The following is a 21270-nucleotide window of genomic DNA, read 5'->3' on the forward strand; positions in this document are numbered from 1 at the left end:
GAACCCTCGACCCCAACCTTGGCAACTTGAACGCGATTCGCTTCGACTTCTTCTTTTTCTACGCTACCGCCCTATAATTGCTTATTTTCTTGAGATTATCGCTGCGGCGCCCTATCCTAGCCTAGCCGCTGAAACGCCGTACAGCGCTGACAATTTGCTGACAATGCCTCGATTCGAGATTTTGTCAGCAAGAGGATTGAGAGCATGCCGACGAGCAAGTTGACAAAACGCACGATCGACGCGGTCATTTCGCCGGCCTCGAAGCAGCTCATCTATTGGGACACCGAGATCAAAGGATTCGGGCTACGCGTCCTTCCCTCGGGCCTGAAGACGTTCATCGTTCAGTATCGCAATGCAGAGGGCATTCAGCGCCGGATGAACCTCGGTCGCTTTGGCGTTCTTACGGTCGAACAGGCGCGCGATCTCGCCCGGCTCAAGCTGGCCGCCGTCATAGTCGGGCAGGATCCGGCCGATGAGGCTCGTCAGTCGCGCAACGCGATGACGGTCGCAGAGATGTGCGACTGGTATCTCACCGAAGCTCGCGCCGGAAATATCCTCGGCCGGAAGAACCTTCCCATCAAGTCTTCATCGCTCGACATGGACGAGAGTCGTATTCGGACCCACATCATTCCCTTGCTTGGAAAGCGCGTGGTCAAGCATCTGAAGATAGCGGATGTCGAGCAGATGCAGACGGACGTAAAGAACGGAAAGACGGCGAAGCCGCGAACCGGGGGGCGTGGCGGAAAAGCGACCGGTGGCCCTGGTGTTGCCGGGCGGTGCGTTGGCACGCTCCAGGCCATCATCGGGCACGCCAAGCACAAGGGCCTGCTGGAGGTTCACCCGACCCATGGCGCGAGGAAACTCGCCGGAAAAAAGAAGACGCGTCGGCTTAGCGTCACGGAACTCGAATTGCTCGGGAAGGCGATTGTCTATGCCGAGATCAATGGCGAGAATCCGGTTGCGCTCGGCGTGTTGCGAACCTTGCTGCTGACCGGATATCGCCGACAGGAAGCGCAGGCTATGCATCACGACTGGCTACATGCAGATCGTGGATATGTGGCCTTTCCGGACACGAAAGGCGGCGCGCAAATTCGCGCCATCGGGCCTGCCGCGATCCGAGTACTCGTCGCGCAAGCCGGCATTGCCGGCAATCCCCACATGTTTCCATCGGCAGTGGGAAGCGGGCCCTTCACCGCCGTTAGCGAATGCCTCAAACGGGTTTGCGGTCTTGCGGGAATAAAGGGCGTCACTCCGCATACGCTTCGGCACACGTTCGGCAGCGTCGCCGGCGATCTTGGTTTTTCCGAACTTACGATCCGCGCCATGCTCGGCCATGCGTCGCAGAATGTCACGCAAGACTATGTCCACATCGACGAAGCTCTGAAGTTGGCTGTGCAGCGGACGTCGAACGAAATCGATCGCCTGCTCCGTCGCGGCGCAGCAATGCTTCGAACCACTGATCTGGCAGCGTAAACGCCACGCTGAAAAGGAGCAGGTCCGCCGCCGACTCCTCGAATGAGATAAATGCCCTTACTCATTGGTCACCCCTCTCGTTGTAAACGAGATGCGCCAGGATCACAGCCATTGGCCACTAGCCATCCGTCAGTGTTCAGACTGGAATCCGGCAAGATCGGTCAGCATTTGGAAGAACTTCGCGGATCGAGAACTGGCCCACCAGGACGCGACTCGCGGTGAAGAATGATCGCCGAAAGGGAACAGAGTTCGGTCGTCCGGCATTCATTCCATAACCCGCAATCGGAATTGCTTTGCCGCATCATACGAAAGGAGCAAGAGCCATGAACGGCGACATGAAAAAGCATGGATCGAGCTACGGCCGGTTTGCGGCGATGATCGCGACGTCGACCATTGTCATGTTCGGCCTGATGTATCTGAACAGCTACGCGCTCGATCATATTTACTACAGCCAGACGAGAGCTTGGATGGCGGTCTATATGGGCGCCGTGATGGCCATCATCATGCTTGGCTTCATGTGGTCGATGTACAATAACCGCCGAATGAATGCGATCATCGTGGCCGCCAGCCTGATCGTCTTCGCAACCTCGTTATGGCTCGTTCGCAGCCAGCAAACCGTCGACGATGTTTCCTACATGAAGGCGATGATCCCGCATCATTCGATCGCCATCATGACCAGCGAACGGGCGAAGATTCGCGATCCCAGGGTCCGCAAGCTCGCCGATGGCATCCTCGAGGCGCAGGTTCGGGAAATTGATGAGATGAAGGCATTGATAGTGGATCTCGAGCGGCATCCGATTGCCGCAGACGCGCCGTTGCTGCCCGATTACAGGGAGCGATAGATCCAGCGCAAAATCATCTGGTCCGGCGGCAAATCTCGCATCTTTTGCGAGACCTGATGATGCCGGCACAGCTGGGTAAAATGCCGAGCAGCCATCAACCGCCATTCGTACCGCAGGGATGCGCCATCCCCATTATTTCATCTCCGAGCTTGTTCGCGCTAGATTCGCGTCCGAGATTATGTATCGCAACTATATGACTGCAAGTGCCAGCGCGGCTCCAACGGTCCCGGCAACGAGCGCGAGCGGAGGGCAGCGAAATCGCAGCACAATCAGCAATCCGACGGCCACTATTAGAGCATCGGCGAAAGATTTTACGCCGGACGTCCAGAGCGGGTCATAAAGCGCGGCCGCCAGAATGCCGACGACGACCGCATTGACCCCCATGATCGCGGCCTGCGCGCGAGCATTTTTTGCGATCGCCGCGCGAAACGGCAACGCGCCCGCGACGAGCAACAGCCCTGGCAGAAAAATTGCGACGATGGCGATCAGTCCGCCTGCGAGTGGCGCATCCGGTGAGCCGACGGCTCCGAGGTAGGCCGACAGTGCGAACAATGGTCCTGGCAGAGCCTGCGCCGCGCCATAACCGGTCAGGAAAGCCGTATCGTCCACGAAACCCGGGACCAGTTCAGCGTGGAGCAACGGCAGAACGACGTGACCGCCCCCAAATACGAGCGCCCCGGCGCGATAGAAAATACCCGCAAGCTCGAAGAGCGAGCCGCCCCGCCCGGCAACCGGGAGAAGGAGAAGAATAGTGGCAGCCCCCGTCAGCATCAGGAAACTGGCTCTGCGCGTCGGAATCCACCCGCCATTCCCTATGCTGGACCGGACTTTCGGCGTGCAAACAAGCAGCCCGGAAAGAGCGCCAAGCGCAATGAATCCGCTCTGCGTCACAGGCGACGCCAGAACCAGCATCCCCGCCGCCGCGGCCAAAGCGATGGTTCGGCGAGACCAATCGGGCACAAGGGTCCGCGCCATCCCGAAAAGCGCCTGAGCCACAATGGCAACTGCGGCAAGTTTCAGGCCGTGCAGCACTGCAGTCGCCATGTCGCCTTCGAGATGGCCGGCCATCGCGGCAAAGCCAAACATCAGCGCTGCCGAAGGAAATGTAAATGCCGTCCATGCGGCAAGCCCGCCCAACGGACCTGCGCGCATCAGGCCGAGCGCAAACCCCGCTTGGCTCGAAGCGGGGCCAGGAAGGAACTGACAGAGCGCCAGCAACTCGGCAAAACCGCTGTCGTCGATCCAGCGACGACGGATGACAAGCTCGTCACGAAAATAGCCCAGATGTGCAATCGGCCCGCCAAACGACGTCACCCCGAGCTTCAGGAAGGCCGCAAATACTTCGCGGGCACTGCCAGCGCGAACAGATGGCCGCTCGTTGCCCGATATATCCTCCATGCCTCCAACTAGTCTCACTGTCTTCTCAACTCAATTGGCCGGTACACAAACCGCTCCGCGGATTGGTGCTAGCGGCAATGTAAAGCGGCCCATCAAGCACCTCCTTGCACCGCAGGACGCGCAGCGTGCGATCCGCCTGGTCCGCTCGCGCGCCGGCGAACTCAAGATCGGTCCCCATAAGATTGGTGTCATAGGCTTCTCAGCCGGCGGGTATGTGGTCGCCCAGACCAGCAATATATTAGAAGCAGCCTATGAGCCGGTCGACGAAACAGACACAGGGAGCAGCCGGCCTGATTTTGCCATCGCGATGTTCCCCGGCCACCTTTGCCGAGCCAGGTTTCTTTGAAAAAAAGGAGCACGCCGCTGCGCTCGACGAGCGGACAAGGACGCTCGTCATTTCGTTGCGACATCGACGATTGGCAGCCTTCTCTTTTAACTAGCTGGGAAACCGTGAAGTTGTATAGACGACCTATGAGTCCTTCGCCCACTCGGAAGCCCAAAGTTTCAATGCCCAAGCCCCGAGAGGCAATGCCTTCCCTCGACCATGCCGGTGATGAATCGACACCACGCTACGTTGTTATCAAGCAGAGTATTTCCGACGCCGTTCGCGATGGTCGCCTCCAACCAGGCGACCGTGTTCCCTCGGAAGCAGAACTAGTTCAACAATTCGACGTTTCGCGCATGACGGCGAATCGTGCTCTCCGCGAGCTACAGGCTGCCGGTGTTGTCGTGCGGCGCGCTGGAAGTGGCTCGTTCATCGCGGAGCCGAGGCCGATCGGCCAGATGATCGAAATCCGCAACATCGCCGAGGAAATCCGCGAGCGAGGTCATGCCTATCGTGCCAGCGTGATCCAGAACCGGGAAGAGCGCGCCAATGTCGACACGGCGGCGCTGCTCGAAGTTTCGGTAGGGACCAAATTATTCCATTCGATCATCGTCCATCACGAGGCCGAATTCCCGATTCAGATCGAGGAGCGTTTCGTCCTCGCGTCGATCGCGCCCGATTATGGCACGCTCGACTTCACACGGATGACACCGAACGAATATCTGACGTGCATCGCGCCGCTCGAACGGGTCGAGCACCGTGTCTGTGCGACGATGCCCGACGAACGAATGCGTGGCATGTTAGGGCTGTCCGCGAGCGAGCCGGTACTCCAGATGACGCGCCGGACATGGAGCCGGTCGCGTCTCGTGTCGCATGCCTGGCTGACACACCCCGGCACCCGGTTCGAACTGTCGGCCGCCTTCTCGATCGACGATTGACGCCGATCAGCTGGTTCGAGCGACAACCACAGGTTTGCGACGGCGTAGCCAGCGGAAATCGGCGCGACTGAAGCTTTTGAACAGCAGGTAGAAGCCGGTTCCGGAAAGCCAGAGTACGCCGAAGGCGACGAAGATGATCAGCGGATGATTGAAGCTCTTCCGGTTGATGTAGTCCATATTGTGGAGCATCCAGAAGAAGTCCCATGTCCGCCAGGTATCGCCACGCATCACCAGGAAACGAGCGGTGTCGAGCGAAACATAGGCACTGCTGTTTTCGGCGTCCGCGAAATCGACGCGCCACATCGCGCCTTCATGGTCGCGCGATTCAAGATTGGGTTTGGCGAGCACACTTACGTTGCGGATCGGCGCCTCGTTCATCATCGCCGCGACATCGCGGGCGACCTGCTCGTCGACCCGAATATCCTCGCCGCTCGTCGCATCGACAAGGCGTGTGCCCCCGGCGGCGCGGACCTCATAGACCGGCCGCGCACCGAGATCGCGCAGAACCACGCCAGTGACGGGTTCGCCGCGCGGCAGGGCGGCGACATCGAAATATTCGCCGGCGGGCAGCGCGTGCGCGTGCGACATGCCGCCGCCGTGCCCGCCGACCTTGTCCTTGTCGAGCAGCGCCATCACCGAACCGCTGAGCGCCCAGAGCAGGAACTGCAGACCGAGGATCAGCCCCACCCATTTATGGATACGCCGGAAAAAGAGCGGGGTCAGCCGGATGCGTTTCATGCCTGCTTCCTTTTGCGGCGTTTGAAAGACCAGATCAGCAGCCAAGCGCCGGAGAGCGCCATCGCAAAGGCGCTCCAGGTCGCGACGCGGAGCAGCGGATTGTTGACGTCGGTCCGCTCGTCATAGTCCATAATATGCAGCATCCACGCGAAGTCGAAAACGCGCCACAGCGCGTGGCGGCGCGAGATGAGCTCACCCGTCGCCGGCGACAGATAGAGCGTCGGCCGGTTCCAGCCTTCGAACTCGACCTGCCAATATGGTGGCTTGCGCGCCTGCATTTCCTGAGGTGCCTCGGTCAAAAGTCGCACCGAGACGATCTTGCCGTCACCCGTGTAGATGCGCCGTGCCTGTTCGCGGACCTGGGACTCGGTCAGGGCAGGCAGCGGCGCACCCGAACGCGCGTCGAACAGGCGCGCGCCTTCAGGGGTCTCGGCGCGCCAGACCGGTTGGCCGAAAAAGCGCTGGAGACGGATTTCGGACACCCCCGGCGCGGCCGCGACGACCTTCGACGGCGCTGCGAGGCCATCGAGGTCGAAGGGCTGGGCCACCGGGGAGCGCACCAGATGATCGCCGTGGATGGTGTCGATGTGAACGACCACCATGTAGAAGCCGGTCAACGTCCAGAGCAAAGCCTGGACACCCACGACCAGCGCCAGCCATTTATGCGTTCGCCGAACGAGCAGCGGCCAACGTATCGCCATCTCCTGGTTCCTCAGAAGGCGGTGCGGAAACCGACATAGAAGCGCCGTCCGAGCAGATCGTAGGTCATCGTGTCGGTGTTCGCATCGGTGAAGCTCTGGATATAGGGCGCCTTGCGATCGAAGACATTGTCGACGCCGACCTGGAAGCGCGTCTTCTCGTCAATCTTGAAGGCGACCTGGAGATTGTGGTAGAAGACGTTCGGCGTGCTGTAGCCGATTTCGCCGGGCGCCGCATTGAAGTCGGTCGCCTTGCCGATCCATTGGGTCGACCAGGTGGCGCTGACGCCATCCTTCTCGGCGGTCAGCACGCCATAGCCGCGCCATTTGGGATAGCCGCCATTGCCGCCGCCGATGAAGCCGTCGAAATCGATCGGGTCGCCGCCGGGGAACGGCAGAACGACATATTTGTTGAGATAAGTCAGGTTGACGTCGAGCGAGATGTTCACGCTGCCGATGCCGCCCGCATAGACGAGCCCCAGATCGAGGCCATTCATCTCCTCGCGCCCTGTATTGATCGGCTGCGCGGATAGGAAGGTCACTTCGCCCGTCAGCGGGCTGCGCGTGAAATCGTCGCAGAAAGGGTGCGACAGATTCTGGCTCGCATAGCATATCGACAGCTTGGTCGATCCGGGGATGGCGCGAATCGCATCCTTGATCTTGATGTCGAACCAGTCGGCGGTCAGCGACAGACCGGGAACCAGCCCTTTGGGCGAGATCACCGTGCCGACGGTCCAGGTCGTCGAGCTTTCGGGTTTCAGATTCTCGTTGCCGCCGACCGTGGTGAGGATCGTCGTGCCGAGCTGCACATAGTTGGCGGGAACACCCGACGCCTGGCAATTGGCGATCAGCGTCGCATTACCGCTCGTCGAATAGCGCGAACAGGGATCGGTGGTGGTCAGATTGCCTTCCGATACGCCGCCGTAAAGTTCGGGCACGTTGGGAATGCGGAAGCCGGTGCCATAGGTCCCGCGCAGGCGGAAGCTGTCGCTGATCATCCAGTCGAGGCTAGCCTTGTAATTCCAGTCGCTGCCGAACAGATTATAGTCCGAATAGCGCACCGCGCCGTCCAGCGTCAGCGCCTCGAAGAAAGGCTTGCCCGCGAGGATCGGAACCGACAGCTCGAGATAGGCTTCCTTCGCCGTGGTCGAACCCGAAATCGGATCCTGCTGGTTCGTGTTGGCAATACCGAGCACGGTCAGCGGATCGGGATCGCGCCAGCCCTTTTCCTTGCGATAGACGACCCCTGTCGCAAAGGAGACGGGGCCAGCTGGCAGGTTGAACAGGCTGCCGTTGAGATCGGCGGTGACCGTCGCCAGTTCGTTGCCGCCGCGATCGCGCGAGGTGAAAAGGATATAGTCGAGAACCTCGGGGGTCAGGTCGCCGGCGCCCAGATAGTCAGCGCAGGGGATCGCAGCTCCAACCGTCACGCTGCACTTGCTCGGGTCGATCGAGTTGCGAACGCGTTCGAGGTTGGCGATGTTGGTCGATCCGTCGATCGCCGTGTTGCGTCCGAACGCCCCCGCGACTTCCCACGCCCAATCGTTGGACAATTTTCCGCGCAGGCCAAAGGTGCCCTGCCAGGTGTCGGTTTCCTGGAAGAACTGACGCGGCCCTGGTTCGGCAAGCCGGCGCTGGATGAGCACGATGTCCTGCCCGGTCGGGTTGGTGGGATTGCTCGCGGCGATCGACAGGTTGCGCAGCGTGCCCGGGGTCGCAATCTGGTTCGACTTGCGGAAGGTATAGAGAAACTCGCCGAACGCCTCGATATTGTCGGTCAGGTCATAGTCGGCAAAGAAGGCCGTGCTGACGCGCTGGACCGGGCTGACCGCGTTGAGGAAGGGCGCCGAATTGAAATTATGCTTCGCCGCGCTGTACGGCTCGAAGAAGTCGCCATCGCCGCCGGGAGTTTGATTGAAGTTGATTTGTTGCCCGTTGGGCAACACGGCGCGGCCGCCGATCGTCGAGGCACTGTTGACGCACGATAGCGAACCTGGCGTGACCTCAGCGAGCGAACAGGGCGCGCGCGTCGCCATATTGACCGCGCTGGTCTTCTGATACGTCGCGGCGATCATGACACCACCACGATCATTGCGGATGCCCCAGATCAGGTCGGCGGAAAAATCGGAACCGTCGCCCTCGCCCGTGATGCCATAGCGCGCGCTCAGGCCAAGACCTTCATAATCGGTCCGGGTGACCAGGTTGACAACACCCGCCATCGCGTCCGCGCCATAAATTGCCGACGCGCCGTCCTTCAGCACGTCGGTACGCGCCAGCGCGACGACCGGGATCATGTTCAAGTCCGGCGACGAGTTCGCGCCGGTGCCGCCCGCCACGAGACGGCGACCATTAAGCAGCACGAGCGTGCGCTTGATGCCAAGCCCGCGCAAGTTCACCTGCGCCGTGCCATAGCCGTTGCTTGTCCAATAGGCCGAGGTCTGGTTGCCCGCAAAACCCGCATTGGCGGGAAGGCGCTGCAATACCGTTTCGATGTTGACGATCCCGGTATTCTCGATCTGCTCGGCCGAGACGACCGTGGCAGGTCCGACGCCCGCGAGATCCTGGCGGCGGATGCGTGAACCCGTCACGACGATGTCCGAACCATTCGGCGCGTCGGTGGCGACGGGCGGCGGCGCGGACGATTCGTCCTGCGCAAGTGCCGGCGTTGCCAAGACCGCGACTGCCGCGACGCTGGCGAGCAAAAATGTCCTGATCATCATAGCGAAACCCCCTGTTGGTTGGCTGATTCCCCTCAGAGAGCATCAAATGTATATACAGGTCAACAGGAATTTATCGAATCATATCAATTAGTTATTCCGCAGAATTTAGGCGCAGAACATGTGTTAAATACGCATCCGAATGCTCTACCCCTCATCGATTTTAAAATTTTTTTTCGGATAGAGATCCGTTCGCGCAAGGAGCGAGGCGAAGCCGCTCCCAGCTTCCTCACGAAATGACAAGACAAGCCGGCCGACGCAGCGCGATGCAGCAGTCGCAAGACTGCTCAACGCGCAAATATCTGTTCCAGCAAAGCGCGCGAGCGGTTGGGCTCCGCCGAAAAGCGCGGGCCTTGCATCGTCGGGTCCCACCCAATCCATCCGGAGCGGTCAGGCGGTGAAAACCATCGCTTTCCCGTCCGCGCCGAATGCCATCACGTCGAATGCGTCCACGCTTCCATCCGGCATTTCCATTCCCGGCGAACCGCGCGGCATGCCGGGTACGGCGAGACCGCGAAGGTCGCGTGGCCGGTCGTCGAGGAGTCTGGCGACATGCCGCATTGGTACATGTCCCTCGATCGCGTAGCCGCCGACTATGGCGGTGTGGCAGGACGCCATTTGCCGGGGGACACCATATCGCGCCTTCACGGCAGCCATGTCGGCGCGGTTCTCCACGGTTACGGCATAGCCCTCGGCACGGGCGATCTCTGCCCAGGCCTCGCAGCAGCCGCATTCGGGGTCGCGATAGACGAGCATGGTTTCGGCGCTCGTCGTCCCGGCAAGCGGCTCGCTCGCCGGCCGCCTGTTCCCGCGGTCAGCAGCCGAACCCGAGGACGAATTGCATGCCGCAAGCGCCATTCCGGATCCGGCCGCAACCAGGCCGAGAAGATGGCGGCGGGTCATCGAACCTTTCATGTCATTTCTCCAAAAACATGGCTTCCATCCCGCATGTCACCTAGAACCAGGCCCGCGCCCCCATCACGAAGCTGAAACTGCTCGCGTCCTCGCCTGCAGCACGGGCGAAACGCGCCGTGTCGCCGACCTTGCGCGCCCATTCGATGCCGACATAGGGCGCGAACTCCTTCACAACCTCGTAGCGCAAGCGAAGCCCCAGCTCGAGATCGGAGAGACCCGAGCCGGTTCCGGTTTCGGGGACATTTTGAAGGGCAAAATTAAACTCGGCCATCGGCTGCAGGATCAGCTTCTGAGTAATGCGCTGGTCGTAATAGCCCGCGAGGCGGCCAAGAAGATCGCCCTTGTTCGAAAGGAACAGCGCACCCTCGACCTCGAACCAATATGGGGCGAGTCCCTCGAAACCGATCGTCGCATAGGTGCGGTCGGGGCCAGGTCCAAGATCCTGCCTGATCCCGGCCTGTGCGTTGAAATAGGGGCCGATGGCCCGGCTATAGAGCCCCTGCACCTCGGCGGTTTCGACTCCCTCGCCGAACACGCCCTCGCCTTCGCTCTTGAGCGTCAGCCGGTTGATATCGCCACCATACCAGGCCTCTCCGTCCCAGCGAAAACCGTCCCGGCCCTTGCGCGCCTGATATTCAGCGAGGTTGAAGCTGATGAAAGCGAGGGTTTGCCCGCCGTTTTCCTCCATCATGGCATGCCGGGACCGTTCCATTTCGGCTTTCGGGTAGATGCGGTCGGCATACCAGTCGCCTGGGGGCGCCGGGGCGACGGCATCGCCCGGCGGCAAGTCCGTTCCGCTCGCGCCGTCCATCCCCGGCATCGCCTCCATTCCGGGCATATTTTCCATCCCGGCCATTGTATCGCCGGTGTCGGCCTTCGGGGTACAATGACCCATCGCGGCATGTTCTGGTGGGCAGGTCGGGGCTTCGGGTGCCATGTCCATGCCTTGCATGCTGTCATGGTCCATCGGCACTTCAACCGGCACATCGGGCGCAGGAGCGGCAGCAGGTTTCGAACCGTGCATCGAATGGTCCATCGACTGCGCAGCAGCCGGAACGGCGAAAGCAAGCGGAGCGATTCCCGACAGAAGAAGCGCGATCCGGGTCATTGCGCTTCCTCCTTCGGACGGACGCTGACAACACGCATCATCCCCGCGTGCATGTGATAGAGAAGGTGGCAGTGGAACGCCCAGTCGCCGGGCGCGTCGGCGGTCAGATCGAAGCTCGCGATCCCGCCCGGCTGGACGAGCACCGTATGCTTGCGCGGCGCATGATCGCCTTTCCCCGTGACCAGTTCGAAAAAATGGCCATGCAGATGGATTGGGTGGCTCATCATCGAATCGTTGATAAGATTGATCCGCACCCGCTCGCCCTCGATGAACGGGATCGGTTCGTGATAGTCGGACATCTTGATACCGTCGAACGACCACATGAAACGCTCCATGTTGCCGGTGAGGTGAATGTCGAGCGAGCGCGACGCGGCGCGCACATCGGGGTTGCGCTCGAGCGCGACAAGATCATGGTATGTCAGAACCCGGTGACCGACATCCTCGAGCCCCTGACCCGGCTCGCCCATGCGATCCATCGGCATCGGCGAGATGGTCTGGACGCTCGGGTCGCGCTTGACCTGCGGCGCGACACTGAAATCACGCATGCTGTGCTGCATGCCGCCAGAGCTATGATCCATGCCCGCCATCGCGCCGCCTTCGCCGGCGGGGGTGCAATGGCCCATCTTGGCATGTTCGGGAGGGCAGGACGGGTCGCTCGCGGGCATCGGCATGACGCCCATGTCGCCGCCGCCATGGTCCATCCCCGCCATCGAACCGCCCGACATGTCCATGTCGCCCATGCCCATATCCTTCATCGTCGCGAGCGGACGTTCGCGAAGCGGCGGCACTTCGGCGACCATCCCGGCTCGCGGCGCCAGCGTCGCCCGCCCCATGCCCGACCGGTCATTGGCCTCGGCGACCAGCGTGTAGGCGCGATCCTCGACCGGGGTCACGATGACATCATAGGTTTCGGCCACACCGATCTGGAATTCGTCGATCGCGACCGGGACGACATTCAATCCATCGGCCTGCACGACGGTCATCGAAAGGCCGGGAATGCGGACGTTGAAGATCGACATGGCCGAGGCGTTGATGATCCGCAGCCGCACGCGTTCGCCGGGATTGAACAGCGCGGTCCAATTATCCTTCGGACCATGGCCGTTGACGAGATAGGTATAGGTCGATCCGGTCACGTCGGCGATGTCGGTTGGATCCATGCGCATCTTGCCCCAGTCGATGCGCTCCGCGAGCGGCTGGTCCTTGCCAGCGAGGAGGCCGGCAAGCGTCTGGCGTTGCATGTTGAAATGGCCGGGATCGACCTTGAGCTTGTGGAAAATCGCCTCGGGCGAGAGCTGGCTGTGATCCGAAAGGACCACGACATGTTCGCGGTCATAGCCGATAGGGTCGGGTTCGGCGGGATCGATGACGATCGGCCCGTAATGGCCAAGCTGTTCCTGAAGCCCCGAGTGGCTGTGATACCAGTAGGTGCCCGACTGGACGACCGGGAATTCGTAAACAAAGGTCGAGCGCGGCTTGATGCCCGGAAAGCTGATGCCGGGGACACCGTCCATCTGGAAGGGCAGGATTATGCCGTGCCAGTGGATCGAGCTGTCCTCGTCGAGATCATTGACGACGGTAAGGCGCGCGGTCTGCCCTTCCTTGAGCCGCACGAGCGGCGCAGGCACCGTGCCGTTGATCCCTATTGCGCGGCTTAATTTTCCGTCGATTCGCATCGTCTGGCGCGCGATGCGCAGCGTAATATCGTTGCCGGATACGGTAGGAACAGGAGCGGTAGCGCCCGAAGACACCGGCTGGGCCCAAGCGGGGAACCATGCGGCCATTGCCGCGGCGGCGCCTCCGCCCAAAGCTCCACTGACGAAACGACGCCTTTCCATCTGCATATTCTTTCCGACCGTTATTGACTCTTCCTATAGCCATACGCGGCCGAGACGGCCGTCCCTCAACAAAAATGCTCTTGATAGATAGCTACCACGCGAAACGAACAGCCCATGGGTCAATCCTGCACGTTCATGTTCCTGCGAGCAATTCCCTGAGCTTCGTCCGCGCGCGATAGAGGCGGGTCTCAACCGTCTTCTCGCTCACCTGCAAGATGGCGGCGGTCTCGGCCTGGCTGACCTCATCGACGCCGCGCAGTATCAGAACCTCGCGCAAATTATTCGGCAATTGATCGATTGCCTGGCGCACTCGCGCAATCTCAAGTTTGTCGGTCACCGCGGCGTCGGGCGCAGGGCTATCGCTAGCCACATGATGGGCGCTCTGGAGCGGAAGCGCGCGGGAAAAAAAGGCCCGCACCTTGCGCCGGCGCGCCCAGTCGCGACATTTGTTGAGCGCGATCCGGGCAATCCACGCGCGGAAGGGGCGATCGCCATCGAAGCGGCCGAGCGCCGCCAGACCCGATATGAACGTCTCCTGCGTCAAATCCAGCGCCTCATCGGCATCGCCGATCTGCTTGACGATCAGTCGGTAGACACCAGCCTTGTAGCGGCGCAGAAATTCGCGACAAACTTCGTCGCCGCGGGTGTCGGCAAGCGCCGCCAGTTCCTGATCGCTACATTGCGTCAGGTCGATATTCACCGCGCGTCGGCGGTCAGCGCCTTGACCACGCTCTTGTCGAACATTTCCGCCTGGGCGGGGGTCAGCACCCCTCGCATCGCGAATAAATGCCGGAGCGTTTCCTTTTGCAGATCGCCCATCACCCGGTGCGTTTCGTCGATCGCCTCGGTGACGCGCGGCCCATAGCCATGTTCGGCCTCGATCGCCTGCGCAAGCCGCACATTAGCGCCCCGCATCTCGAGCTCGAGCGCCCTGCGGCGCACCGTGAAGTCGGTTTCGATCTTATCCAGCTTCGCCTTCTGCGCCGCCGTCAGATCGAGATCGCCGTGAAGAAGCGCGTGCAATTCCGTTTCACTCGCCTTCGGCGCGTCGGATACGGCGCGGCCCACAAAGACACCCGCAATTGCCGCGGCGAATGCGATGAGTCCCACAAGGATGAGGCGGCGTGATGCCATCCTATTGCGTGTCCAGCAGGCTCGAGGGGGCCAGAGCGCTCGACGGGCCAAAGGGGCTGAGCGGGCTTGCCGCGACCGCCGGCTGCGATACCGCACTTCCCGCAACCATTCCGCCGCCGAGCGAGACAAAAGCGGCAAGTGCCATGATGCGGCGCATCGCCACCGCTTCGCGGCGACGGATTCGGAGCGCGCCCATGACGCGGTCGTCGAGCGCATCGAGCGCAGCGGGCAAGTCGACCCGTTTCAAAATGCGAAGTTCCTCATCCATGGATCGTCTCTTCCAGCTGTTCCGTAATCCTAAATACGCGCCGAAGCGCGCCATCCCTCACATCGCGATCATGGCACAATATTTGAGGGCCATGCCAATATCCTGCGTATTAGCAGGACAGACACGCAATTGGAGGTGTTTCATGTTCAAATCGCTTCTCCCCTCGGCTGCCGCCGCTTTTGCCCTCTTGCTTATGCCGGCCGCCGCCAACGCGCACACAAAGCTCGTCGGCTCGACGCCGGCCGCCAATTCGACCGTTGCCAAAGTGACGTCGGTCAATTTGCAGTTCAACGAGAAGGTGATCGCCTCGACGCTCAAGACCGAACTGGTCATGACCGGAATGCCCGGCATGGCCAATCACGCGCCGATGAAGGTGCCTTACTCGTCGATGATGGGCAAGGACGGCAAGTCGGCGATGCTGATGCTCAAGCGGCCGCTCTCGCCCGGAACCTACAAGGTCAGCTGGTCGGCCGCGGGCGCCGACACGCATCGTATGGGCAGCGAATTCAGCTTCACCGTCAAGTAAGGCGGTGAGCGACCCCCTATTGATCGGCATCAGGTTCGCGCTCTACGCGGACCTGATGCTCATCGCCGGCCTCGCGACGTTCCCGCTCTATGCGCTGACCCGAAGCGAACGCCTTGCGCCGCAGTCGATGATGGCCGCGATCTGGCGCGCTGAGCGATGGCTCTGCACCGCCGGACTGCTTCTCTCCATCTTGGGAATGGGCGTGCTCGCGGCTTCGATGCAGGGCGTAAGCCTATTATCGCTGGAACTCCAGCCTTTCTGGGACCTTGTACGCGAGACCGACGTCGGGACAGCCTGGGTCTACCGGAGCGCAGCGCTGCTGCTCGCGCTGGCAGTCCCGATCTGGATGGTCCGCTGGCCGACAACTTCGGCCGCCGTACTCGCGGCCGCAGGCTCGGTGGCCGTCGCGAGTCTGGTCTGGTCCGGCCACGCCGGCGCGACCGAAGGTGCCGTAGGCACCGTGCACCGGATCAGCGACATCTTGCACCTGATCGCAGCCGCCGTCTGGATCGGCGCGATCGGCGCCTTCCTGATCCTGATCTCACCGCGCCATGTCCGCGAATGGCCGGGCGGACTCCAAATTGCGGTGCGGAGCCTCGATCAATTCTCGCGCGTCGGCACGATCTGCGTCCTCGTCATCGCCGCCACCGGCCTCATCAATAGCCAGATGATCGTCGGCGCCGAGAATCTCGGCCGGTCTCTCGCGTCGCCCTATGGACAATTGCTCCTTGCCAAGCTCGCGCTGTTTGGACTGATGCTTGCGCTCGCGGCCGCCAATCGCTGGCGACTGACGCCTGCGCTCGCGGTGGCGGCTGCAGGCGACGATGCAGAAAGCGTCGATTCCGATCCAGATGCAGCGCTCGCGGCCATGCGCAGGAGCCTGATCATCGAAGCGTCGGCCGCGCTCGCCATACTCGCGCTGGTTGCCTGGTTCGGGACGCTCGAACCCTTCGTCGCCGCCGATCCGGTTTGACGCTCAGCACCGCCTCTTGGTCCGGCTCGATCATGCTCGGGACCGGCTGGGCATTGATCGATGCGCGCATCGGGACCAGCCGTCCCCATAGCCATGTGGCGCATCAGATCAGCCTCGCCGTCGAACGCGACCTCGAAATTTCCGGCGACGCCGACATGATAGTCCCTGCCGGACACGCCGTTGCCATAGCATCGCAAGTCCGGCACTGCCTGGGGCCGCCGGGCGCCCTCGTGCGGTCATTTTATCTCGACCCGCTTTTTCGTGCCGGCACCGGGCTGTCCGTCGGATCGATGCCGATCCTGTTGACGCCGGGTGAGTTGGCCGGCCTCGACGGGAAAGCAAGCGGCGCGGACGCGAAGCGCTGGGCGTCCGGCTATCTCGATCGGTCGCGGGCGCATCCGGTGGATGCACGCCTGTCCGAGGCGCTCGCGGCCCCTGATGATTTGTCGAGTGCCCGCGCCCTGGCCGACGTTGCCTGCCTCTCACCCTCGCGCCTGCGCGAAATCGTCAACCGCGACTTCGGCGTGCCTCCGGCCAAATTGCTGCAATGGCTCCAGCTTCAGCGCGCAGTGCGGACGCTGGTCGGCGGCGGAGGTCTCGCCGACGCCGCGGCGGCGGGAGGCTTTGCCGATCAGTCACACTTCACGCGCCGCTGCGCCCAATGGCTCGGAGTGACGCCTTCGGCTGGCCTCAGCGCCTTCGCTTTCGAAATCGTGCCCTGAGCGGCATGCGCCTGGCTCCGGCGAAACATTCAAGACGGGCGCGCCAGCTCGCCCCTAAACGTCTCGTCGAGACCCGCGCGTGGCCGCAATCCAGCGGCAAGCCAAAGCGTCGAAAGGAGACGGCCATGCCCGACCCGATACCCGAGGCGCGTTCCTACACGCCAGCGGCAGGATATCACTTCCTGACGCCCTTTTATGATTTCGGCGTCGCGGTGACTACGCGCGAGCGCGTGTGGCGCGACCGTCTCGTTCACCATATGGCGCTCGCCGAAGGAGAGGTCATTCTCGACATCGGTTCGGGTACGGGCAATCTCGCGCTGGCGATCGCCCGCCATAGCCCGGGCGTCCGCTATCTTGGCATCGACCCCGACGAAGTAGCAACGCGAATTGCCCAAACCAAGACCGCGCAGATTGTTCCACCGCCGGAGTTTCGTGTTGGCTTTTTCGGGGCTTCGGCGATCGATGACTGGCCTTCGCCCGCCAAGATAGCGCTTTGCCTCGTTCTTCATCAGGTCGGGCTTGAGGAAAAAGCACGCCTGCTTCGCGAGGCCTGGCAGGTGCTCGCACCCGGCGGCAAACTCTATGTCGCGGACTATGGGGAACAGCGCAGCCGCCTCATGCGGTTGCTGTTCCGCCTGACGATCCAGCAGCTCGATGGCGTCCAAGACACCCAACCCAATGCCGATGGATTGCTACCGGTGCTGATGAGAGAGGCCGGCTTTCGCGATGTTCGCGAACCTGAGACGTTTCGCACGCCAACCGGTGCGATCGCGATCATCGAGGCCAACAAACCCCGGATCTGATTGCACAGGGCAAAGAAAATCCGAGGGATAACCGCTCTTCTTGCGTATCGATAGGAGCGGCTTCATTCTGGAACCGTCAGGGAAAGCCGCCTACGGCGAACACGGCCGGCGGCGTTCGGACGCCCCGCCACCAAGCGGGCATCCTACATGTACAGGAGCGGCGACGATGCACGATCATCAGGGCGCGGAAAAAGGCAGAGGGAGCACCACCGATCCGGTCTGCGGCATGACGGTCGATCCGGCCACCACGCCGCACAAGGCGACGCACGGCGGCAACCATCATCATTTTTGCAGCGCGGGCTGCCTCGCCAAATTCGAGGCCGATCCCGATCTTTACGCCGCAAAAAGCGAGCCGACCGCAGCCGACGCACCCGAGGGGGCCATCTGGACCTGCCCGATGCATCCCGAGATCCAACGCCCCGGCCCTGGAAGCTGCCCGATCTGCGGCATGGCACTCGAGCCCGTCATGCCAACCGCGTCGGACGGCCCCAGCGAAGAATATCACGACATGCGGCGTCGCTTCTGGGTCGGCCTCCTTCTCGCCCTTCCAGTCTTTGCACTTGAGATGGGCGGCCATTTGACGGGCCTCCACGAGGTCGTCGGCCGCCAGACGAGCAACTTGATCCAGATGTTGCTCGCGACCCCCGTCGTTTTATGGGCTGGCTGGCCCTTCTTCGAGCGCGCCTGGCTCTCGATCCGCAACAAGAGCCTCAACATGTTCACCCTCATTGCGATGGGAACGGGCGTTGCCTGGGGCTACAGCATGATCGCGGCGATTGTCCCGCAAATCTTCCCGGCAGCCTTCCGCGCCGCCGACGGCTCGGTCGCGGTCTATTTCGAGGCCGCCGCGGTAATCACGGTGCTGGTGCTGCTCGGGCAGGTGCTCGAACTCAGGGCCCGCGAGACGACGAGCGGCGCAATCCGCGCGCTACTTGACCTGACGCCGAAGCTCGCCCGGCGCGTCCGCGCTGACGGGAGCGACGAAGAGGTCGCGCTCGAGGAGGTCGCGGTCGGCGACATGCTGCGCATCCGTCCGGGCGAAAAAGTCCCCGTCGATGGCATCGTCGCAGAAGGCCGCGGAACGGTGGACGAATCGATGGTCACGGGCGAGTCGATGCCGGTGACCAAGGAGGCCGGCGCGGCGCTGATCGGCGGGACGATCAACCAGACCGGCGGCCTGCTCATGCGCAGCGAGAAGGTCGGGCGCGATACGATGCTCGCGCGGATCGTACAGATGGTCGCCGACGCGCAGCGCAGCCGGGCGCCGATCCAGCGTCTTGCCGATACCGTTTCGGGCTGGTTCGTACCCGGCGTCATAGTGGTCGCCATTGTCGCTTTCATTGTCTGGTCGCTTCTCGGCCCCGCGCCTGCCATGGCCTATGGCCTTATCGCCGCCGTCTCGGTGCTCATCATCGCCTGCCCCTGCGCGCTCGGCCTCGCTACGCCGATGTCGATCATGGTCGGCGTGGGTCGCGGCGCCGAAGCCGGCGTGCTGATCAAGAATGCCGAGGCGCTTGAACGGATGGAGAAGGTCGACACGCTCGTCGTCGACAAGACCGGGACGCTGACCGAAGGCAGACCCTCGGTCGTCGCGATCGAAGTCGCCGACGGCTTCGAGGAGCAGGATGTGCTGCGGATCGCCGCGAGCCTCGAGCGCAGCAGCGAACATCCATTGGCGGCCGCGATCGTCAGGGCGGCCGAAGACCGCGGCCTCGCGCTGGTGGAGCCATCGGGGGTCGACCAGCCGGTCGGCAAGGGCATCGTCGGGGCGGTCGACGACAAGGCGATCGTCCTTGGCAATGCGAGCTTTCTCGAAGAATATGACGTCGATCTGGGCGCACTCGCCGCGGCGGCCGACCGCCTTCGCACTGACGGCGCGACGGCGATCTACATCGCGGTCAACGGCAAGGCGGCCGGCGTCATCGCTATCGCAGATCCGGTCAAGGAGACGACAAGCGCAGCACTCGCGGCGCTGCGCGAAGCCGGAATCAAGGTCATCATGCTCACCGGCGACAATCGCGTCACCGCCGAGGCGATCGCACGGCGGCTCGGCATCGACAATGTCGAGGCCGACGTCCTCCCCGACCAGAAGAGCGCCGTCGTCCAGCGGCTGCGCGAAGAGGGCGGGATCGTCGCCATGGCCGGCGACGGGGTCAACGACGCCCCCGCGCTTGCCGCCGCCGATGTCGGCATCGCCATGGGTTCGGGAACCGACGTCGCCATCGAAAGCGCGGGCGTCACACTATTGCGCGGCGACCTCCTCGGCATCGTGCGGGCGCGGCATCTCAGCCATGCGACAATGGCGAATATCCGCCAGAATCTCTTCTTCGCCTTCGCCTACAATGCCGCGGGCATTCCGGTGGCGGCGGGCGTGCTTTACCCGATCTTCGGGCTGCTCCTGTCGCCGATCATCGCCGCCGCGGCGATGGCGCTCTCGTCGGTCAGCGTGATCGCCAATTCGCTGCGGCTGCGGTTCGTGAAAATCTGATCGAAGCGTCGCCGCGCCGTTCGGCGGCGGGTATTGAGAAAGGGAGAATGGGGATGAGAGGTTTCATTGCAGCGGCGATCGGACTGGCGCTGGCCATGGCGATTCCCGCCCAAGCGGCCGCAACCCCGGATTATCAGGCGGCCGCCGCGACGCTGGCGCAATATAAGCAGGCGATCGAGAGCCGCGACCTGTCGGGCGTCGAAGCCCTGTTCGCGCCCGACGCCCAGATCTTCGAGTCGGGCGGCGTCGAAGGAAATTTCGCCCATTATCGCGACCATCATCTCGCGCCCGAGCTCAAGGCGTTCAGGTCCTTCGCCTTCAAGGACTATAAGGTTTCGGTGCGGGGCGAAGGCGAGGTTGCGATCGCCACCGAGACCTATTCCTACACGATCATACTCGCGAGCGGCGAAACGGTCGAACGTGATGGCGTTGCGACGAGCGTGCTTAAGTGGACGGACGGCAAATGGCGGATCATCAGCCTGCACAGTTCTTCGCGCAAGCCGAAGGCCTGATGGCGGCGGGCGGGGCAAGGATTATCTGGCCCGGGTGTAACCGCGGAGGGGCTGCTCACGAACAACGCAGCAGTCCAGGCGCCGCAATTTCAGTTTGACGCCAGGAGTGACAAGGAACATGCTTCGACCGTGAAACGTTGGCTTTCTCTGCTGCTTCTCTTCGGAGCTGTGCTGGGCCTTCTCGGCCAGGAAGCCGCGTTTGCGTCTGCTCCGGCAATCCCGATGTCCGATACGACAACCGCGGCGACGTCGATGAGCGACGAGTGCGCCGAAATGATGGGAATGGACAAATCCGAGGGCGACGCGCCCTGCAAGGGTCTGACGTTCGATTGCATTGCCAAGATGGGTTGCGCGCTCCCGCCCCTCGTCATTTCGTCGCCCATGCTGATCGTGGCGGCGACTCACATGACAGGGCTGCTCGACCCGCTACCGATCCAGCCGCTGGATGGCCGGACATTCGGGCCCGAACCCAATCCACCGCTAATTCTCGGCTGAATTGCACGATGCCCGCCGACCCGTTTCGGCGCTCATTTTCTTGCTTTCTCAACCGAGGAATTCAACATGAAACCGCTTTTTGCCGTTGCCGCGCTCGCGGCAGCGACGCTTGCCGCTCCCGTTTTTGCCCAAGTGCAATCGGGCGGCCGTTATGAATGGCAGACCCGCCAGGTTCCGGGACCGAACAAGTCCAATGCCACGTCGCGAGTCCGCGTCTGGGTGAAGGACAAACCGGCGCAAATGGCCGAGTGCGATTGCGACATGATGAAGGCCGATCCGGCCGGTTGCATGAAGAAAATGTCCCGCGGCTCCATGCCACACCCCGGCGCGTAAAGCTCTCCGCCCTCGGCACAGAGGCGTCG

Annotated in this window: 22 protein-coding genes; 12 read left to right on the forward strand and 10 right to left on the reverse strand. The window is 62.4% G+C overall.

The window, feature by feature from the left end; all coding sequences use genetic code 11:
• Positions 1 to 204 precede the first annotated feature (204 nt).
• On the forward strand, positions 205 to 1473 hold the full coding sequence (locus KNJ79_RS20630) for a tyrosine-type recombinase/integrase (RefSeq protein WP_317154115.1): 1269 nt from the start codon (positions 205 to 207) through the stop codon (positions 1471 to 1473).
• A gap of 323 nt (positions 1474 to 1796) precedes the next feature.
• Positions 1797 to 2315 (forward strand): DUF305 domain-containing protein, encoded by a 519-nt coding sequence (locus KNJ79_RS20635; protein ID WP_217373017.1) that lies wholly within the window; start codon positions 1797 to 1799, stop codon positions 2313 to 2315.
• 189 nt (positions 2316 to 2504) lie between these two features.
• Here KNJ79_RS20635 and chrA read toward each other — a convergent pair whose 3' ends face one another.
• Complete coding sequence (gene chrA, locus KNJ79_RS20640) at positions 2505 to 3713, reverse strand: chromate efflux transporter (RefSeq protein WP_317154116.1); 1209 nt, start codon at positions 3711 to 3713, stop codon at positions 2505 to 2507.
• A 34-nt stretch (positions 3714 to 3747) separates the two neighbouring features.
• Here chrA and KNJ79_RS20645 point away from each other — a divergent pair, with 34 nt between their 5' ends.
• A complete protein-coding gene (locus KNJ79_RS20645; RefSeq protein ID WP_217373015.1) occupies positions 3748 to 4059 on the forward strand; it encodes an alpha/beta hydrolase in 312 nt (103 codons plus the stop codon).
• A gap of 182 nt (positions 4060 to 4241) precedes the next feature.
• Complete coding sequence (gene hutC / locus KNJ79_RS20650; protein ID WP_217373014.1) at positions 4242 to 4976, forward strand: histidine utilization repressor; 735 nt, start codon at positions 4242 to 4244, stop codon at positions 4974 to 4976.
• A gap of 6 nt (positions 4977 to 4982) precedes the next feature.
• Here hutC and KNJ79_RS20655 read toward each other — a convergent pair whose 3' ends face one another.
• From KNJ79_RS20655 to KNJ79_RS20695, 9 genes are all read right to left on the reverse strand, one after another.
• On the reverse strand, positions 4983 to 5714 hold the full coding sequence (locus tag KNJ79_RS20655; protein WP_003046347.1) for a PepSY domain-containing protein: 732 nt from the start codon (positions 5712 to 5714) through the stop codon (positions 4983 to 4985).
• Complete coding sequence (locus tag KNJ79_RS20660; protein ID WP_003046351.1) at positions 5711 to 6415, reverse strand: PepSY domain-containing protein; 705 nt, start codon at positions 6413 to 6415, stop codon at positions 5711 to 5713. The genes KNJ79_RS20655 and KNJ79_RS20660 overlap by 4 nt, the downstream gene beginning before the upstream one ends.
• Before the next feature lie 11 nt (positions 6416 to 6426).
• Complete coding sequence (locus KNJ79_RS20665) at positions 6427 to 9132, reverse strand: TonB-dependent receptor domain-containing protein (RefSeq protein ID WP_317154117.1); 2706 nt, start codon at positions 9130 to 9132, stop codon at positions 6427 to 6429.
• Between the two features lie 387 nt (positions 9133 to 9519).
• Positions 9520 to 10044, reverse strand: a complete 525-nt coding sequence (locus tag KNJ79_RS20670) for a DUF411 domain-containing protein (RefSeq protein ID WP_217373012.1) — start codon at positions 10042 to 10044, stop codon at positions 9520 to 9522.
• A 40-nt stretch (positions 10045 to 10084) separates the two neighbouring features.
• Complete coding sequence (locus KNJ79_RS20675; protein WP_217373011.1) at positions 10085 to 11152, reverse strand: copper resistance protein B; 1068 nt, start codon at positions 11150 to 11152, stop codon at positions 10085 to 10087.
• Positions 11149 to 12987 (reverse strand): copper resistance system multicopper oxidase, encoded by a 1839-nt coding sequence (locus KNJ79_RS20680; protein WP_394357197.1) that lies wholly within the window; start codon positions 12985 to 12987, stop codon positions 11149 to 11151. The genes KNJ79_RS20675 and KNJ79_RS20680 overlap by 4 nt, the downstream gene beginning before the upstream one ends.
• Positions 12988 to 13120: 133 nt before the next feature.
• Positions 13121 to 13687: an RNA polymerase sigma factor gene (locus KNJ79_RS20685; RefSeq protein ID WP_217373009.1), complete on the reverse strand. Its 567-nt coding sequence runs from the start codon at positions 13685 to 13687 to the stop codon at positions 13121 to 13123.
• Positions 13684 to 14121: a periplasmic heavy metal sensor gene (locus tag KNJ79_RS20690; RefSeq protein ID WP_217373008.1), complete on the reverse strand. Its 438-nt coding sequence runs from the start codon at positions 14119 to 14121 to the stop codon at positions 13684 to 13686. The genes KNJ79_RS20685 and KNJ79_RS20690 overlap by 4 nt, the downstream gene beginning before the upstream one ends.
• A gap of 1 nt (position 14122) precedes the next feature.
• On the reverse strand, positions 14123 to 14443 hold the full coding sequence (locus KNJ79_RS20695) for a hypothetical protein (protein WP_286750440.1): 321 nt from the start codon (positions 14441 to 14443) through the stop codon (positions 14123 to 14125).
• Between the two features lie 88 nt (positions 14444 to 14531).
• Here KNJ79_RS20695 and copC point away from each other — a divergent pair, with 88 nt between their 5' ends.
• From copC to KNJ79_RS20735, 8 genes are all read left to right on the forward strand, one after another.
• Positions 14532 to 14915: a copper homeostasis periplasmic binding protein CopC gene (copC, locus tag KNJ79_RS20700; protein ID WP_217373006.1), complete on the forward strand. Its 384-nt coding sequence runs from the start codon at positions 14532 to 14534 to the stop codon at positions 14913 to 14915.
• 55 nt (positions 14916 to 14970) lie between these two features.
• Positions 14971 to 15888, forward strand: a complete 918-nt coding sequence (copD, locus tag KNJ79_RS20705; protein WP_317154118.1) for a copper homeostasis membrane protein CopD — start codon at positions 14971 to 14973, stop codon at positions 15886 to 15888.
• Between the two features lie 32 nt (positions 15889 to 15920).
• The gene (locus tag KNJ79_RS20710; protein ID WP_217373004.1) at positions 15921 to 16610 is read left to right on the forward strand and encodes a helix-turn-helix domain-containing protein; all 690 of its coding nucleotides are present in this window, start codon (positions 15921 to 15923) and stop codon (positions 16608 to 16610) included.
• A gap of 125 nt (positions 16611 to 16735) precedes the next feature.
• Positions 16736 to 17413, forward strand: coding sequence for a class I SAM-dependent methyltransferase (locus KNJ79_RS20715; RefSeq protein ID WP_217373493.1), 678 nt, complete (start codon positions 16736 to 16738; stop codon positions 17411 to 17413).
• A 166-nt stretch (positions 17414 to 17579) separates the two neighbouring features.
• Complete coding sequence (locus KNJ79_RS20720) at positions 17580 to 19901, forward strand: heavy metal translocating P-type ATPase (RefSeq protein ID WP_317154119.1); 2322 nt, start codon at positions 17580 to 17582, stop codon at positions 19899 to 19901.
• A gap of 53 nt (positions 19902 to 19954) precedes the next feature.
• The gene (locus tag KNJ79_RS20725; RefSeq protein WP_217373002.1) at positions 19955 to 20413 is read left to right on the forward strand and encodes a YybH family protein; all 459 of its coding nucleotides are present in this window, start codon (positions 19955 to 19957) and stop codon (positions 20411 to 20413) included.
• A 129-nt stretch (positions 20414 to 20542) separates the two neighbouring features.
• A complete protein-coding gene (locus KNJ79_RS20730; RefSeq protein WP_186401293.1) occupies positions 20543 to 20908 on the forward strand; it encodes a hypothetical protein in 366 nt (121 codons plus the stop codon).
• A gap of 66 nt (positions 20909 to 20974) precedes the next feature.
• On the forward strand, positions 20975 to 21241 hold the full coding sequence (locus tag KNJ79_RS20735; protein WP_186401294.1) for a hypothetical protein: 267 nt from the start codon (positions 20975 to 20977) through the stop codon (positions 21239 to 21241).
• The last annotated feature ends 29 nt before the right edge of the window (positions 21242 to 21270 follow it).

Source organism: Sphingopyxis indica (genome assembly GCF_032879645.1).
Taxonomy (GTDB): Bacteria; Pseudomonadota; Alphaproteobacteria; order Sphingomonadales; family Sphingomonadaceae; genus Sphingopyxis; species Sphingopyxis indica.

What these genes read in the sequence shown, in the direction of transcription:
- KNJ79_RS20670 (WP_217373012.1), bottom strand. Translation starts at nt 10,044, where the DNA reads ATGAAAGGTTCGATGACCCGCCGCCATCTTCTCGGCCTGGTTGCGGCC.
- KNJ79_RS20680 (WP_394357197.1), bottom strand. Translation starts at nt 12,987, where the DNA reads ATGGAAAGGCGTCGTTTCGTCAGTGGAGCTTTGGGCGGAGGCGCCGCC.
- KNJ79_RS20725 (WP_217373002.1), top strand. Translation starts at nt 19,955, where the DNA reads ATGAGAGGTTTCATTGCAGCGGCGATCGGACTGGCGCTGGCCATGGCG.
- KNJ79_RS20635 (WP_217373017.1), top strand. Translation starts at nt 1,797, where the DNA reads ATGAACGGCGACATGAAAAAGCATGGATCGAGCTACGGCCGGTTTGCG.
- copC (WP_217373006.1), top strand. Translation starts at nt 14,532, where the DNA reads ATGTTCAAATCGCTTCTCCCCTCGGCTGCCGCCGCTTTTGCCCTCTTG.
- KNJ79_RS20660 (WP_003046351.1), bottom strand. Translation starts at nt 6,415, where the DNA reads ATGGCGATACGTTGGCCGCTGCTCGTTCGGCGAACGCATAAATGGCTG.
- hutC (WP_217373014.1), top strand. Translation starts at nt 4,242, where the DNA reads ATGCCTTCCCTCGACCATGCCGGTGATGAATCGACACCACGCTACGTT.
- KNJ79_RS20630 (WP_317154115.1), top strand. Translation starts at nt 205, where the DNA reads ATGCCGACGAGCAAGTTGACAAAACGCACGATCGACGCGGTCATTTCG.
- KNJ79_RS20665 (WP_317154117.1), bottom strand. Translation starts at nt 9,132, where the DNA reads ATGATGATCAGGACATTTTTGCTCGCCAGCGTCGCGGCAGTCGCGGTC.
- copD (WP_317154118.1), top strand. Translation starts at nt 14,971, where the DNA reads ATGCTCATCGCCGGCCTCGCGACGTTCCCGCTCTATGCGCTGACCCGA.
- KNJ79_RS20655 (WP_003046347.1), bottom strand. Translation starts at nt 5,714, where the DNA reads ATGAAACGCATCCGGCTGACCCCGCTCTTTTTCCGGCGTATCCATAAA.
- KNJ79_RS20735 (WP_186401294.1), top strand. Translation starts at nt 20,975, where the DNA reads ATGAAACCGCTTTTTGCCGTTGCCGCGCTCGCGGCAGCGACGCTTGCC.
- KNJ79_RS20695 (WP_286750440.1), bottom strand. Translation starts at nt 14,443, where the DNA reads ATGGCGCGCTTCGGCGCGTATTTAGGATTACGGAACAGCTGGAAGAGA.
- KNJ79_RS20715 (WP_217373493.1), top strand. Translation starts at nt 16,736, where the DNA reads ATGCCCGACCCGATACCCGAGGCGCGTTCCTACACGCCAGCGGCAGGA.
- KNJ79_RS20675 (WP_217373011.1), bottom strand. Translation starts at nt 11,152, where the DNA reads ATGACCCGGATCGCGCTTCTTCTGTCGGGAATCGCTCCGCTTGCTTTC.
- KNJ79_RS20690 (WP_217373008.1), bottom strand. Translation starts at nt 14,121, where the DNA reads ATGGCATCACGCCGCCTCATCCTTGTGGGACTCATCGCATTCGCCGCG.
- KNJ79_RS20720 (WP_317154119.1), top strand. Translation starts at nt 17,580, where the DNA reads ATGCACGATCATCAGGGCGCGGAAAAAGGCAGAGGGAGCACCACCGAT.
- KNJ79_RS20710 (WP_217373004.1), top strand. Translation starts at nt 15,921, where the DNA reads ATGCTCGGGACCGGCTGGGCATTGATCGATGCGCGCATCGGGACCAGC.
- chrA (WP_317154116.1), bottom strand. Translation starts at nt 3,713, where the DNA reads ATGGAGGATATATCGGGCAACGAGCGGCCATCTGTTCGCGCTGGCAGT.